At 64.0% G+C, this 14,768-nt stretch carries 14 protein-coding genes; 7 read left to right on the top strand and 7 right to left on the bottom strand.

Annotated features, from left to right (window positions below; genetic code table 11):
- Positions 1-2: 2 nt before the first annotated feature.
- The 3 genes from trxA to AC6I9R_RS02180 form a co-directional block, all read right to left on the bottom strand.
- Positions 3-911 carry a thioredoxin gene (gene trxA / locus AC6I9R_RS02190; protein WP_461426735.1) on the bottom strand — a complete coding sequence of 303 codons (909 nt, stop codon included), beginning with the start codon at positions 909-911 and terminating at the stop codon, positions 3-5.
- A gap of 78 nt (positions 912-989) precedes the next feature.
- Complete coding sequence (locus AC6I9R_RS02185) at positions 990-1,778, bottom strand: exodeoxyribonuclease III (protein ID WP_461426736.1); 789 nt, start codon at positions 1,776-1,778, stop codon at positions 990-992.
- Between the two features lie 173 nt (positions 1,779-1,951).
- A complete protein-coding gene (locus tag AC6I9R_RS02180; RefSeq protein WP_461426737.1) occupies positions 1,952-2,911 on the bottom strand; it encodes an alpha/beta fold hydrolase in 960 nt (319 codons plus the stop codon).
- A gap of 56 nt (positions 2,912-2,967) precedes the next feature.
- Between AC6I9R_RS02180 and AC6I9R_RS02175 the strand changes: the two genes are divergently transcribed.
- A complete protein-coding gene (locus tag AC6I9R_RS02175) occupies positions 2,968-4,218 on the top strand; it encodes an MFS transporter (protein ID WP_461426738.1) in 1,251 nt (416 codons plus the stop codon).
- Here the strand turns inward: AC6I9R_RS02175 and AC6I9R_RS02170 are convergent.
- Complete coding sequence (locus AC6I9R_RS02170; RefSeq protein ID WP_461426739.1) at positions 4,215-4,856, bottom strand: DUF924 family protein; 642 nt, start codon at positions 4,854-4,856, stop codon at positions 4,215-4,217. The two genes, AC6I9R_RS02175 and AC6I9R_RS02170, sit on opposite strands and share 4 nt — an antisense overlap.
- Positions 4,857-5,191: 335 nt before the next feature.
- Complete coding sequence (locus AC6I9R_RS02165) at positions 5,192-5,878, bottom strand: response regulator transcription factor (protein WP_011453543.1); 687 nt, start codon at positions 5,876-5,878, stop codon at positions 5,192-5,194.
- A 159-nt stretch (positions 5,879-6,037) separates the two neighbouring features.
- Between AC6I9R_RS02165 and ribA the strand changes: the two genes are divergently transcribed.
- Both ribA and AC6I9R_RS02155 read left to right on the top strand, forming a co-directional pair.
- Positions 6,038-7,111, top strand: a complete 1,074-nt coding sequence (gene ribA, locus AC6I9R_RS02160; RefSeq protein ID WP_461426740.1) for a GTP cyclohydrolase II — start codon at positions 6,038-6,040, stop codon at positions 7,109-7,111.
- On the top strand, positions 7,108-7,617 hold the full coding sequence (locus AC6I9R_RS02155; protein WP_461426741.1) for a L,D-transpeptidase family protein: 510 nt from the start codon (positions 7,108-7,110) through the stop codon (positions 7,615-7,617). The genes ribA and AC6I9R_RS02155 overlap by 4 nt, the downstream gene beginning before the upstream one ends.
- Before the next feature lie 113 nt (positions 7,618-7,730).
- Here AC6I9R_RS02155 and AC6I9R_RS02150 read toward each other — a convergent pair whose 3' ends face one another.
- Together AC6I9R_RS02150 and AC6I9R_RS02145 are read right to left on the bottom strand one after the other, a co-directional pair.
- The gene (locus AC6I9R_RS02150) at positions 7,731-8,384 is read right to left on the bottom strand and encodes a YggS family pyridoxal phosphate-dependent enzyme (RefSeq protein ID WP_461426742.1); all 654 of its coding nucleotides are present in this window, start codon (positions 8,382-8,384) and stop codon (positions 7,731-7,733) included.
- 72 nt (positions 8,385-8,456) lie between these two features.
- On the bottom strand, positions 8,457-9,590 hold the full coding sequence (locus tag AC6I9R_RS02145; protein ID WP_461426743.1) for a porin: 1,134 nt from the start codon (positions 9,588-9,590) through the stop codon (positions 8,457-8,459).
- A 443-nt stretch (positions 9,591-10,033) separates the two neighbouring features.
- Between AC6I9R_RS02145 and AC6I9R_RS02140 the strand changes: the two genes are divergently transcribed.
- The 4 genes from AC6I9R_RS02140 (at position 10,034) to holA (ending at position 14,768) form a co-directional block, all read left to right on the top strand.
- Positions 10,034-10,516 (top strand): DUF3576 domain-containing protein, encoded by a 483-nt coding sequence (locus tag AC6I9R_RS02140; RefSeq protein WP_461426744.1) that lies wholly within the window; start codon positions 10,034-10,036, stop codon positions 10,514-10,516.
- A 101-nt stretch (positions 10,517-10,617) separates the two neighbouring features.
- Positions 10,618-13,257 carry a leucine--tRNA ligase gene (leuS, locus tag AC6I9R_RS02135; RefSeq protein WP_461426745.1) on the top strand — a complete coding sequence of 880 codons (2,640 nt, stop codon included), beginning with the start codon at positions 10,618-10,620 and terminating at the stop codon, positions 13,255-13,257.
- Positions 13,244-13,729, top strand: coding sequence for an LPS assembly lipoprotein LptE (gene lptE, locus AC6I9R_RS02130; RefSeq protein ID WP_461426746.1), 486 nt, complete (start codon positions 13,244-13,246; stop codon positions 13,727-13,729). Before leuS ends, lptE begins: the two co-directional genes overlap by 14 nt.
- A 7-nt stretch (positions 13,730-13,736) precedes the next feature.
- On the top strand, positions 13,737-14,768 hold the full coding sequence (gene holA / locus AC6I9R_RS02125) for a DNA polymerase III subunit delta (RefSeq protein ID WP_461426747.1): 1,032 nt from the start codon (positions 13,737-13,739) through the stop codon (positions 14,766-14,768).

Below are 14,768 nucleotides of genomic sequence, written 5' to 3'. Positions count from 1 at the left end.
TCTCAGGCAAATATCATCGAGCTGAGACGGCGGCGGCCGGTGAGGGCAATCGGATCTTGCGGCGGCAGCGCGTCGAAGATCGTGAAGAGCTGGGTCTTGGCGGCCTCATTGTTCCAATTGCGGTCGCGGCGGAACAATTCCAGCAAATGGTCCACGGCCTCTTCGACATCGCCGGCCGCATGCAGTGCCTGGGCCAGTTCAAAACGCGCGGTGTGGTCGTTCGGGTTGGACTCCACGGCGGCCTGCAATTCGGCCAGGGGGCCCGCGGTTTCGGCCTGACGCGCCAACTCGATCTGGGCACGTACGGCCTCCAGCTCAGGGGCGTTGAAGATCTTGTCGGGCGCGGTGGACAGCAACTGCTCGGCCTCATCAACCTGGCCCATGGCCAGATGCGCGCGGGCAAGGCCCGCGGTCGCCAGCGCATTCTCTGGCTCTTCGCCAAGGATCGCAGCAAACGTCTGAGCGGCGTCGTCATGGGCGCCCTCGGCCAGCATTTCCTCTGCCGCTTCAAGGGCTTCGCCCAAGCCGCCATCTTCCTTGGACATCGCCGCCAGCTTGGCGACGAATTCCTTGATCTGGCTTTCCGGCACCGCGCCTTGGAAGCCGTCGACCGGCTGGCCTTCATGGAAAGCGTAGACCGTGGGGATCGACTGCACGCGCAACTGCGCCGCGATCTGTTGGTTCTCATCCACGTTGACCTTCACCATGCGGACCTTGCCCTTGGCGGCGATCACGGCCTCTTCCAACTGCGGACCCAGGACCTTGCAGGGGCCGCACCAAGGCGCCCAGAAATCCACGATCACCGGAACGGTTTGGCTGGCTTCCACCACGTCGGCCATGAAGGTGGCGTCAGTCACATCCTTGATCAGGTCGGCGGGGGGGGCGTCGGGGGATTGGCCAAATTCGAGCATGGGGCAAGCTCCGTCAATTACTGGTGATACGGGTTATATGCGGCGTGGGACGCCGCGCGCCAAGGGGGGCAGGCGCGGTTAAAGGTCGAATGTTGCAAACACGGGCGCATGGTCTGAAGGTTTTTCCCACCCGCGCACGTGGCGGGCAATGCGAGAGGAATGGGCCGCGTTGGAAATATCGGGCGTGGCCCAGATGTGATCAAGGCGACGGCCTTTGTCTGCGCCGTCCCAATCGGGCGAGCGGTAGGACCACCAGCTATAGAGCTTTCCATCGGGAATATCGGTGCGGGTCACGTCCACCCAGCCGCCCGCCTCCTGGGCCTCGGCCATGTGTTCGACCTCGATGGGGGTATGGGAGACGACCCTCAGAAGCTTCTTGTGATCCCAGACGTCGTCTTCGCGGGGCGCGATGTTGAGATCCCCCACAAGGATGGATTTGGCGGGCTGATCCGCCCGCGCCCAATCGCGCATATCCGTCATATAATCGAGCTTCTGGCCGAACTTGATGTTCTTCTCACGGTTCGGCTCATCCCCGCCGGCGGGGACGTAGAAGTTGTGGATCGTCACGCCGTTTTCCAACTGCCCGGCGATGTGGCGGGCATGGTCGAGGCCCGCAAACTCGTGAGAGCCCGCCTCCACCATCGGGAGCTTGGAATAGATGGCGACACCGTTGTAGCCCTTCTGCCCGCGCGCCACGACATGGGTATAGCCAAGGGCGGCAAAGACATCCGACGGCATCTTGTCGACGGGGCTCTTGCACTCCTGCAGGCAGAGGACATCGGGCGCTTCCTCGGTCATCAACTGTGACACGAGGGTCTGGCGCAGGCGGACGGAGTTGATGTTCCAAGTGGCGAGGGTGAAGGGCATTTGGCGGCTCCGGCTGTGTGTTTCGGCCACGATAGAGATTTGGGCAGGCGTGGCTAGGGGGGCCAGCCCCCCGACGCGCTCCTGTCGGAGCACGTCACCCCCCGGAGTTTTCCGGGCAAGATGAAACAGAGCCCCGCTGCGAGGAGAGTGCAACGCACTCGAGGAGGGGCGGGTTAGCGCAGGCCCGCGAGGGCCGAGAGGAGGGCCGCGTCAAATGCGGCGGGGTCCTCGATCATCGGGATATGGCCCACGTCCGGCAGGACCGCCAGGGTACTGCCGGGGATCAGCGCGTGCAGGTTTTCACCCTGGGGCAGCGGCGTCGTCGTGTCCTCTGCCCCCCAGATGATCGCCGTGGGGATATCGAGGGCTGCATAGGCTTCTGAGCGGACAGAGGGCAGATCAACGGGCGGGATCAGCAGGGTCGGTAGCCAGATCGCCAGGGCCTCGGTGGCCCCTTCCAGGGTGCTTGGTCGTGCCAGAACGTCCAGGACCTCATCGGTGGCCGTCTCCTTGCGGTAGAGGAAGGCTTGTAGCAGGCGGCGGGAGGCCAAGGGGTTGGTGACGGTGGCAGAAACCAGCGCCTCGCGCAGCCAGATCGGGCGCAGCGGCGCCGGAAGCAGCGAAGGCGCAGGGTCGAGCGGAAGCGCGCCGTTGATAATGGTGAGCGAGGCGAAGGCCGTGGGGTCCTGCATCACCGCCTCGATCGCGGCGCCCGCGCCGAAGGAATGCGCAACGATATGGGGTGTGATCCCCTCGGCCCGGGAAAACGCCAGGATGCGCGCGGCGGTGGCCGCGCGGCCATAGTCGCCGCCGGGGTCACGGTCCGAAAAGCCCATCGGCGGCAGATCAATCGCCAGGGCGCGGTAACCCTCTGCCGCAAGCAGGTCGAGCGTATGGCGCCAACTGCCCGACCAACCGACGGAGCCGTGGATCAACAGGACCGGAGGGCCCTCGGCAGGCCCACGCTCGATGGCGAAAATCCCTTGCAGGGCGGTGGGCACGAGGCGTCCGTCTGCAGGCGCGGCATCGGCCGCCGCCTCCACCTCGCGCAGGTCAGCGGCCAGACGAAACCCACCCAGTGCAAGCACCACGAGCAGGCAGAGGGCCAGTAGCGTTCTGAGAATTAAGCGCATGGCCCCATTGTGCCCCAGCCGCGATCCAATGCAAGCTTGCCCTGAAGGAGCCGCCCATGGCCGCATTAATCCGCGAAAACCGTAACTTCCGCCTGCTGATGTCCGGCGCGGGTCTGTCGAACCTCAGCGACGGGATCGGCGCGTTGGCTTTTCCGTGGATGGCGACGCTGATCACCACCGATCCCCGCGCCTTGGCCGTTGTCGCCTTCGCCACGCGCTTGCCGTGGTTCCTGTGGTCCCTGCCCGTGGGCGTTTGGACGGACCGGGCGGACCGCCAGAAAATGGTGGTCCGCGCGGATCTGGCGCGCATGGCGCTGGCGCTGGCGGTCGTGGCCCTGATCGTGGCGGGGCCGAGGGAGGCCTCCGGCGCCGAAATCATCTGGATGATCAGCGGTCTAGCCGCGCTCGCCTTCCTGATGGGCACGGCGGAGGTCTTCCGGGACAATGCCGCGCAGACCGCCTTGCCAAGCGTTGTCGACAAGGACCGGCTGGAGGAGGCCAACGGCCAGATCTGGTCGATGGAGCAGGTTATGGGCCAATTCGTCGGGCCGCCGCTGGCGGGCCTTCTGATCGCACTCGCCGTCCCCGCGCCGTTCTTGTTTGAAGCTTTGGGATTCGCGCTTGCGGCCTTCGCCGTCTGGGCCATCGCCTTCCCGGCGCGCGGCGTCATTGCGGACCGCGAGGGCTTCTGGACCGAGATGCGCGCGGGCTGGACCTGGATCAAGGAACACCGCGTGATCTTGCAGCTGGCGTTGATCCTGGGCGGGCTCAACGCCGCGCATATGGCGGGGTTCACCGTATTGGTTCTGTTCAGCCAGGAGGTCCTGGGACTGGGCGCGGTGGGCCACGGGATGCTGTTGACGGCGGGGGCAGCCGGTGGCGTGGCAGGAGGTTTGCTTTGCCCCTGGATCGCAGCGCGGCTGGGATCCTCACGCAGCCTGTGGGTCGCCCTTGCGCTGATGCCGCTGCCGTTCCTGGGCCTCTATTTCACCTCCCAGGTCTGGGTCGCGGTCACGCTCTTGTTTCTGGAGACTTTCGTGGCGGTCCTGTGGAACGTCGTCACCGTGTCCTTCCGCCAACGCGTGATCCCCGACGCGCTTCTGGGCCGGGTCAACTCGATCTACCGATTCTTTGGCTGGGGCATGATGCCCCTTGGGGCCTTGGCGGGCGGCTGGATCATGGCGATGGCCGAGCCCGACATGGGCCGCGAAGACGCGTTGCGGCTGGTGTTCCTGGTCGGCGCCGGGGTGTTCATCGCGCTGTTCCTCTACGGGGTCGCGCGGTTGCGGTTGCCGAAAGCCGGTTAATCCGTGCTTTTGACGTGCGGGAAATCGCCTGTGGCGATGTAGGCCTCTTCCTCCGGTGTCGAGACGCGGCCGTAGATCGGATTGCGGTGCGGATGACGGCCGAAACGTTCGATGATCTCACGTTCGCGCGCGTGCTGCTCGGCGAGTTTTTCCAACATCGGCTCCATCCCCGGCGGACAGATCTCGGGGTAGCCTTCGACCATCCGGTCTTTCACATCCAGACGATCCAGGTGATCGGGCCCTTCGCAGTGGGAAATGGCGATCAGGTAAAACTGCCGCTCCCAGATATGGGGCAGAGCGTGAAAGTGACCGTTTTCAATCCCATCCAGCGCCAGACGCGTCGCCTTGATGTCCTGGCCAAACGCGCCGGGCGTGTCGCGCCACAGCGAGCGTGGGAACTGATCGAGCGCGATCAGAAGCGCCAAACGACCGCGCGGGGTTTCGGCCCAATGATCCAGCGCCCCGGCGGCGGCGGCATGAGTCAGCTCGGCGAAATCACGGATAATCCGCGCGTCCATACCGCCCTGCATCCGCTCTCTCCAGAAAGCCATGTGGGTCTCGGGACTGGTCCAATGGCCGTTATCAGGAAACCAGAGGTCGAGGACGATTTGCGGGTCAAAGTCGGATTGCTGTGTCATGGGCCGACGCTACAGCGCGCGCGGCGGCGGGGAAAACGATTAATCTTGGGGTGAGGCCCGCGCGGGGGCAAAAAGAAAACCCGGGCACCCCTTTGTGTTCAGGGGGCCGGGCAAAGTCACAACAGGGAGGTTGTAGGCAAAGGTCTACACCACGCGGGTGACGTTGAACTTGATCCACGTCAAATTCGTCGCCACGGCCAAAAAAAAAGCCCGGACACGAGGTCCGGGCCAGTCAACAGGGAGGATGGTGCCATTTCCGAGGGAGGTCGGAAGCCCCGGCACCGAGGGGTTCATTAGGGCCGTGCATCGGGAGGAACGCGCAGGCGCCTGTATCACTATGCCACCAGTCTGTAGCCGCCAGATTCGGTCACAAGAAGGCGGGCATTGGACGGATCTGGTTCTATTTTCTGACGCAAACGGTAAATGTGCGTCTCCAGCGTGTGGGTGGTGACGCCTGCGTTATATCCCCAGACCTCATGCAACAGCACATCACGGGCGACGACGCCGTCTTGTGCGCGGTAGAGGAACTTGAGGATGTTGGTCTCTTTCTCGGTCAGGCGGATCTTCCGCTCGTCCTCGGTGATCAGCATCTTCATGGCGGGCTTGAAGGTGTATGGCCCAAGCTGGAAGACGGCGTCTTCGCTTTGCTCGTGCTGGCGCAGCTGTGCGCGGATGCGGGCCAGAAGGACGGGGAAGCGAAACGGCTTGGTGACGTAGTCGTTGGCACCGGCATCCAGGCCCAGGATCGTGTCGGCGTCGCTGTCATGGCCCGTCAGCATCAGGACCGGGCATTTCACGCCCTGCTTGCGCATCAGGCGGCAGAGCTCGCGGCCATCGGTGTCGGGCAGACCGACGTCGAGAATCACCAGGTCGTAGATGCCTTCCTTGGCCCGTTCCATGGCCTGGGCGCCATTGGCGGCCTCGAACACATCGAAGTCTTCGGTCATCACAAGCTGTTCGCTCAGCGCCTCGCGCAGGTCGTCTTCGTCGTCGACCAGAAGGATTTTCTTGAGGTTTGCCATGGTGCGGGCTCCCGTCGTTTCATGTTCCGTTGAGATGACATGACGGGTTGGGGCGGGGTTTGTCTATGGATGTAACCATGCCTCACAGGCCTGTGTGCCCCTGTGTGAGCGCGTGAGGGAATGTTTCAATTCCAGACCTGAGCGGGCTATGTGTGGGGCATGAGCCTTTTGCCCACCATATCCGACCTTGTGGCGCGCGCCCGCAGCGACCTGCGGGTCGGGCTGCCCGTGGTATTGGTTGAGGACGGCGCGGGGCTGATCGTGATGGCCTGCGAGACGGCCGGCGACGCGCGGTTGAACGCGTTGCGCGCCTTGGGGCCGGTGGTGGCCGCTGTCACCGGCTGGCGGGCCGAGACGTTGAAGATCCGGGTCTATGACGGTGACATTGCGCGAATCACGATGCCGGCGGATGCGGGCGCGCGGTGGCTGTCAGAGCTCGCCGATCCGGCCTGCGACCTCAGCGCGCCGCTGCGAGGACCGTTCAGGGAGGAGCGGTCCGGCGATGCCTCCTTGCACCGCATCGCCTTGGAGCTGACGAAGTCCGCACAGCTTCTGCCCGCCATAGCGGGGGTTGAGGTGCGCGACTGGCCCGAAGGCCTGACCGTGCTGCCGGCGGGGCAGACCGCCCAGGACCTGGCGGCGTCGGCACCGCTGTCGCCCGTTGCCGCCGCGCGCCTGCCGATGGCGCTTGCGGGTGCGGGCCGTCTGCACATCTTCCGCCCCGACAATGCCGAGATCGAGCATTATGCCGTTGAAGTCGGCCGCCCCGACCGCGCCAAGCCCGTCCTCGCGCGGCTGCATTCCGCGTGTTTTACGGGCGATGTCCTAGGCTCTTTGAAATGCGATTGCGGCCCGCAACTCCACGGCGCTTTGACGGCGATGGGCGCGGCGGGCGAAGGCGTTTTGCTTTACCTCAACCAGGAAGGTCGCGGCATTGGCCTGGCCAACAAGATGCGCGCTTATGCCCTGCAGGACCAGGGCTTCGACACGGTGGAGGCCAACCACCGCCTGGGCTTTGAGGATGACGAGCGCGACTTCCGCATCGGCGCCGACTTGCTGCGTCGCATGGGTTTTAGCGCCGTGCGACTGATGACCAACAACCCGCGCAAGGTCGAGATGATGGGCGCCGAGGGCATCGACGTGACCGAGCGGGTGCCCCTGATCATCGACCCCAATCGCTACAATGCCGGATATCTGGAAGTGAAACGCAGTAAATCGGGGCATCTGTTATGAGCCCTGAAGACATCGTCCTGACCCCCTCGGGCCTGCGCTTCTGGGGCGCGCGGCTGCCCTTCACCGTCGGGCGCGGCGGCGTGGTCCGAGACAAGCGCGAGGGGGATGGCGGCACGCCGGTGGGCGTACACCGGATCGTCGGCTGCCTTTACCGCGCCGACCGGGGGCAAAAGCCCTGCGACTGGGCGGTGCCGATTGGTCCCAATGACCTCTGGTCCGACGATGCAGGGGATGAGGACTACAACCTGATGGTGCGCAGGCCCTACGCGGGCTCAGCCGAGCGGCTGGCCCGGGGCGATGCGCTCTACGACATCGTCCTGATCACCGATTGGAACTGGCCCCAGGCCGAGGCGGGCAAAGGATCGGCCATTTTCATGCACCAATGGCGCGGGCCGGGGCGCAGCACTGAAGGCTGTGTCGCCGTCAGCCGGGCGCATCTGCGGTGGATCATACCGCGTATCACCGTGGGGACCCGGCTGATCGTGCCGGACGCTTTAGCGGGCTAGCAACCAAAGGGCGCCCGCACCGATGCCCGAAGGGCGAGGTGCCACCACGGCCGTCGAGTTTGCCTGCGTCTTCGCAGAAGACGCGGCAAAGGAGGAGGCCGCAACGCGCCGCGTCAGTCGTAAGCGCGCTCTCCAAAGATCGCAGAGCCGACACGAATGTGGGTCGCGCCCTGGGCAATCGCAGTCTCGAAGTCCGACGACATCCCCATCGACAAGCCTTGCAGGCCATTGCGCGCCGCGATCTTGGCCAACAGGGCAAAGTGCAGGGACGGTTCTTCTTCCACCGGCGGGATGCACATGAGGCCTAGAAGGGGCAGGTCCATCGCCCGGACCTCGGCGATGAAGGCATCGGCCTCGGACGGCAAGCAACCGGCTTTCTGGGGCTCTTCGCCCGTGTTCACTTGGATGAACAGGCCCGGGCTGGAGCCCCGCTCCTGCGCCAACCGGGCGAGGATCTTGGCCAGTTTCGGGCGATCAACCGTGTGAATGGTGCCGAACATCTCCACCGCTTGGCGCGCCTTGTTGGTTTGCAGCGGCCCGATTAGGTGCAGGTCGATCCCGTCGTACCTGGCCTGAAAGTCGGGCCAGCGTCCCTGGGCCTCTTGCACGCGGTTCTCGCCGAAAATCCGGTAGCCCTCGGACAGCACAGCCTCGACCCGCTCAGGGGGCTGCACTTTGGAAACGGCGATCAAGGTAATGTCCGCGGGGTCCCGGCCATGGGCCGTTGCACTCGCGGTGATACGGGGGGTGATATCAGACAAAGCCATGCTGTCAGGTTCACCAAAAGAAAAGAGCGGGCACAAGGCCCGCTCTTCCCAAATCAGACTAATCCGGTTGGATTAGAAGGACATTGCCAGGCCGAAGGACCAGGTGCTCTCGGCGTAGGAGGCGTTGGCGCCTGCTGCGTCCGTCTCGGACATGCCGTAGCCGAGGTGAGCGGAGAGACCGCCACCGAAGTCATAGGCAGCTGCGAAACCGAAGCCGGAGATCTCTTCTGCAGGTGCACCACCGTCAGGGGTGATGTCCCACATGCCGTAGTTGGCGGACACGGTGATCGCGTCGAAGGTGTAACCAGCGCCGACACCGATGTGGGTGTACTCGTCATCAGGCGTCGCTTCTTCCGAGGAGTAGTCGGTGTAGGCGATCGCGGCGGACAGGCCGTTGTCCAGGGACACAGCTGCCGACACACCGATGATCATGTACTCGCCGTCCAGGTCCTGGCCGGTGTAGTTGGCGGTGTTACCCGGGTTGTAGTTGGCGGCGTCGATGAACTGCACACCACCACCAACAGTGGCAGAACCACCGGAGAAGGAGAAGGTGTACGTTGCACCAACAGCGTAGCCGGTGTCACGGGTGCCGGCAGTTGCGTCGTCCATCTCGACCGACACTGCGAAAGTGAACTGGTCGAAGGAGTAGTCGTAACGTAGGATCTGGCCGTCGTATGCGCCGTCACCGTAGGAGCCGAGGTAACCGGCGTGTGCGGTTTCGTCGTCTGCGAGCGAACCCGCGTTGCCGGCTGCAGCTTCCTGCATGGCGAAGTCGAGTGCGCCGTCGGTGTCGCCCATCGTCAGCGTACCGAAGTCGCCGGAGATGAAGATCGCGATGCCGCCGTCGTCAGCGTTGTTGCCGAATGCGCCGTTGGTGGAACCACCAGCTGCGGTGTCTGCAACGGTCGACTCGTCGATGTCGATTGCTGCACCGAAGGTGATGCCGCCATCGGTTTCACCGGAGAGGGTGAAAGTCACGTCGATGTCGGTGAAGAAGCCGGTGTTAACATCGGTAGGCGCGGTGCCACCGTTGTTGCCGCCGTTGACGCCCATTTCGGCGCGACCGCTGAGCGAGACGTCTGCAGCTGCGATACCAGCTGTGACGACAAGCGCGGTAGTTGCGAAGAGAACCTTTTTCATGGTTTTTCCCTTGTGTTCACTTGAATAATCCAACCCCAAAGCGGAACGCCCGAATTGGGTATGCATGGTGTTTCGCCTTTCACCCCTTTGATTGCAAGAATGGCCCGGAGACGCTTGGAAGGTTGGCAACCGCATGGTGCAGACATGTCACAGTCCCGCGTTCGGGCTGGGGGCGCCGCGCCTCAATAAATCAAAGGTTAATAGGGCTTACGGGCCGTGTCGCCCCCAATGACTGGATGAACACGGTGCCGATGGGAGCCTGGAAAACACGCCAAGGTCGCACTGCAAGAACTCTCGATATCGGGGCGACTCGGGGTGGAACGACTCGAATCGTGTCGCAAGGGCCAAGGCCAGCGGGTGGCAAGATCCGCTACAGTTGAATGCAGTGTATATAAGTAGTGACGCAAGCCCCCCGTCCCGTGGGCCGTCAAGCGCTGACACAGCGCCCCTTGCCGCACGCAAGGCGCTTCTATAAAAGTTGCGCAACGAATTGGGCGGGACCAGAGAAGATGTTGAAACGAAGTGTAAACTTTCTGGGCCTTGCCTTGATCATCGGGGCGCTCGCCGCTTGCAACGGTCTGGGCAACAACCGCGAGGCTGCGGATGCGCGCCTTCAACAGGAAGGCCTGATGCTGGATCCGAGCCGTGAGACGATCTGGGATTTGTTCGGCGGCTCGGATGATCCGTCCGTCACGGTCGAGGTCAACCGCTACCTCTGGCGCGCCTCGTTGGAGATCCTGGACTTCATGCCATTAGAAGCTGCCGATCCGTTCACCGGCATCCTGGTCTTTGGCTACGCGACACCTCCCGGCGGCAACCGCGCCTACCGCGCGACGGTCTACGTCAGTGACCCGGCGCTGGAGGCGCGCTCCCTGCGCGTCGCCCTGCAAGGCCGCGGCGGCAGCGCCGTCAGCCGTGAGACCGCGCGCCAGGTGGAAGACGCCATTCTTACGCGCGCGCGCCAGCTGCGGGTTGCCGACGGCAATCTCTAGACCTGCCCCCACCCCTAGACCAACTCTACGTGACCGCTTAACAACACGCCGGGCCCACCAGCCCGGCGTTTTCATGTCGACCCGACCCAAGGAACTAACCGATGCCCCGTTACACCCCCTCCGAGATCGAGAAGAAGTGGCAAAAGGCCTGGGCGGACGCGGGCACCTTCCTTGCAACGATGGAAGGCGACAAACCCAAGTACTACGTGCTGGAGATGTTTCCCTACCCGAGCGGTAGAATCCACATCGGCCACGTGCGCAACTACACCATGGGCGACGTCATCGCGCGCTATAAGAAGGCCACGGGGCACAACGTGCTGCACCCGATGGGCTTTGACGCCTTTGGTCTGGCGGCTGAGAACGCCGCGATGGACCGGGGCATTCACCCCAAGGACTGGACCTACAAGAACATGGACGACATGCGCGACCAGATGCGCCCCTTGGGGTTCAGCATCGATTGGTCCCGCGATCTGGCGACCTGTGATCCGGAATACTACGGCCACCAGCAGGCGCTGTTCATCGACATGATGGAAGCCGGTCTGATCGACCGCAAGAATGCGGTCGTGAACTGGGACCCGGTGGATATGACCGTCCTGGCCAATGAGCAGGTGGAGGACGGCAAGGGTTGGCGCTCCGGCGCTGAAGTGGAGCGGAAGGAACTGACGCAGTGGTTCTTCAAGATCTCGGATTATTCCGATGAGCTGCTGAGCGCCCTGGAAGGTTTGGACAATTGGCCCGCCAAGGTGAAGCTGATGCAGGCCAACTGGATCGGTAAGTCTCGCGGCCTGCAGTTTGCCTTTGGGTTGGTGGAGCCCGTGGGCGGCCACGACCGAGTGGAGGTCTACACGACACGGCCTGATACTCTGTTGGGGGCGAGTTTCGTCGGCATCTCCCCCGATCACCCCATCGCCAAGCTGCTGGAAGCCGAGCGCGACGACGTCGCCGCCTTCTGCGCCGAGTGCCGCAAAGGCGGCACCACGGCGGCAGAGGTTGAGACGGCCGAGAAGATGGGCATGGATACCGGCTTGCGCGTCCGCCACCCCTTCGACACGGGCGCGCATCTGCCCGTCTACATCGCCAACTTCATCCTGATGGACTACGGCACCGGCGCCATCTTCGGCTGCCCCGCCCATGACGAGCGGGACCTGGAATTCGCCCGCAAGTACGAGCTGCCCGTCGTCTCGACCTATGTGCCCGTGGACGACACAGACCATGTCCTGCCCGAGGACGGCGGCGAGGCCTATGTGCCGCCCAAGCCCGACCCGGTCCGCTACACCCGTGGCTTCGCGGGCGAGGAAATCCAATCCGGCAACGACGCCATCGACGCCGCCGTGACCTTTTGCGAGGGCGAGGGCGTCGGCCAAGGCGTCACCAAGTTCCGCCTGCGCGATTGGGGCCTGTCGCGCCAACGCTACTGGGGCTGCCCGATTCCCGTGGTCCATTGCGACGCCTGCGGCGTGGTGCCCGAGAAGAAAGAGAACCTGCCCATCGAGCTGCCCTACGACGTCACGTTCGATGTCCCCGGCAACCCGCTCGACCGTCACCCAACCTGGCGCAACGTGCCCTGCCCGTCCTGTGGCAAACCCGCCCTGCGCGAGACCGACACGATGGACACATTCGTCGACTCAAGCTGGTACTTCGCCCGCTTCACCGCGCCCCATGCGGCGACGCCCACGTCGCGCGACGAGGCCGAATACTGGATGAACGTCGACCAATACATCGGCGGCATCGAGCACGCGATCCTGCATCTGCTGTACTCGCGCTTCTTCGCCCGGGCGATGCACATCACCGGCCACCTGCCCCGCAAGGCCATCGAGCCCTTCGACGCACTGTTCACGCAGGGCATGGTCACGCATGCCTCATACAGCTGGGAAGAAACAATCTCGGGAACGATTAACAGAGAAAAAGATGGGAAAATCAGTGTCGATGAAACTGAGAGAAAGAAAAAACACTACTTTTACCCTGAAGACATAGAAGAAACTCCCGACGGGCCTGTAGCTTTGTTCAAACCGACCGGCGTCAAAGTCCCGATCACGGTCGAGTCGTCCGTGAAGATGTCGAAGTCCAAGAACAACGTCGTGGACCCGGTGGAGATCATCAAACAATACGGTGCGGACACCGCCCGTTGGTTCGTCCTGTCCGATTCCCCGCCTGAGCGGGACGTGGAATGGACGGCCTCCGGCGCGGAAGCGGCCTACAAGCACCTGGGCCGCGTCTGGTCGCTGTGCGACCGGATCGCCCAGATGGACCGAAACGGCGGCGAAGGCGACGAAGACCTGCTGCGCGAAATGCACAAGACGATCCGCGACGTGACCAACGGGGTCGAATCCTTCGGCTTCAACGCCGCCATCGCCAAGCTTTACGCCTTCACCAACACGCTGCAGAAATCCAAAGCCTCGCACAAGGCGCAACGCGAGGCGGTGATGACCCTGGCGCAACTGATGGCGCCGATGACCCCGCATCTGGCCGAGGATATCTGGGCCCACCAAGGCGGCGAAGGCCTGATCGCCAATGCGCCCTGGCCCGTCGCCGATGACGCGATGTTGGTGGAATCCACGCTTACCCTGCCGATCCAGATCAACGGCAAACGCAAGTCCGAGATCACGGTCGCCAAGGATGCCAGCAAGGAAGAGGTTGAAAAGATCGCCCTTGCAGACGACGCTGTGGTCAGGGCGTTGCAGGGGGCCGCGCCGAAAAAGCTGATCGTTGTCCCCGGACGGATCGTGAATGTCGTTATTTAGTCGCCGCACACTTCTGTTGTCGCTATCCGCGCTGCCCCTGGCGGCGTGCAACTTCCGGCCCGTCTACGGCCCCGGCGGCAGCGGAGAGGTGATCCGCAACCAGATCCGCGTGGCGGACCCGGCCTCGCGCCTGGAATTTGCGCTGGTCGCGCGCCTGGAAGACCGCATTGGCACCGGGTCCAGCTACACGCTGGACTATGTGATCGAGCGGACCAATCGGGACCTCGCCATTGACGTGGACGAGGTGATCAACCGCATCAACCTTGTGGGCACGCTCAGCTTCACGGTGCGCGATGCGGGCACGGGCCTTATCGTTCAGACCGGGGAGGTGGCGACCTTCACCTCCTACGCCACGACCGAATCGCCTGTGGCCACGGAATCCGCGCGCCGCGATGCGGAGGACCGCTTGGCCGTCGCGCTGGCGGACCAATTGGTCACCAGGCTGATTGCGGGTGCGGCCTCTTGGTCCTAGGCCTGCGATGAAACTCTCCACCCGCGATGCGAATGCCTACTTCAAGCAGCCCGATACCTCTGCCGCGGGATGTCTGATCTTTGGCGACGACGCCATGCGCGTGGCCTTGAAGCGGCAGGATCTTTTGGCCGCATTACTGGGGGAAGCCGCTGAAGAAGAGATGCGCCTGACACGGATGACCGGGGCGGATCTGCGGTCCGACAGTGCGGGCCTCTTGGATGCCGTGAAGGCCGTGGGCTTCTTTCCGGGACCCAGGGCCGTGCTGGTGGAGGGCGCGACGGACGGCCTGTCCAAGGTTTTCACCGCCGCCTTTGAGGAATGGCAACAGGGCGACGCGCAGATCATTGCGACGGCCGGACGGCTGACCGCCAAGTCCGCCCTGCGCAAGGTGTTTGAGGGCAACAAGCGCGCCTATGCCGCCGCGATCTACGACGACCCGCCGGGCCGGGCCGAGATCGAGGACATCCTGAAAGCGGCCGGTGTCCAGGACGTCGACCGTGAGGCGATGGTGGATCTGGAGGGGCTGGCGCGGGCCATCGGGCCGGGTGATTTCCGGCAGATGGTGGAAAAGCTTGGCCTCTATAAACGCGGCGACGCGAGCCCCGCGACCCCTGCCGATATCGAGGCTGTCGCGCCTTTGACCCGGGAGGCCGAGCTGGATGATATCCTCCATGCCACGGCAGAGGCCGAAACCGGCGCCATCGGCCCAATCCTTGTGCGCCTGAAACAACAGGGCACCACGCCGGTGTCCCTTTGCATTGCAGCACTGCGCCACTTCAAGGCGCTGCACGCCGCGAGCGCTCATCCCAATGGCCCCGCCGCGGGGCTGCAAGCGATGCGCCCGCCGGTCTTTGGCCCGCGCCGCGACCGCATGGCGCGGCAGGCCAGCCGCTGGGGCCGCGATGCGCTGGAAACGGCCCTGTCGATGTTGATCGAGACGGATCTAATCCTGCGCTCGGCCAGTACGGCGCCGCAGATGGCGGTAATGGAACGGACATTGATCAGGCTGGCAATGCTGCCCGCCCGTTCAAGGAGGTGA

The sequence above is a fragment of the Gymnodinialimonas sp. genome (assembly GCF_059726805.1).
Note: the sequence above shows the minus strand (reverse complement) of the source record. Positions and strands in the feature narration are given on the sequence as shown.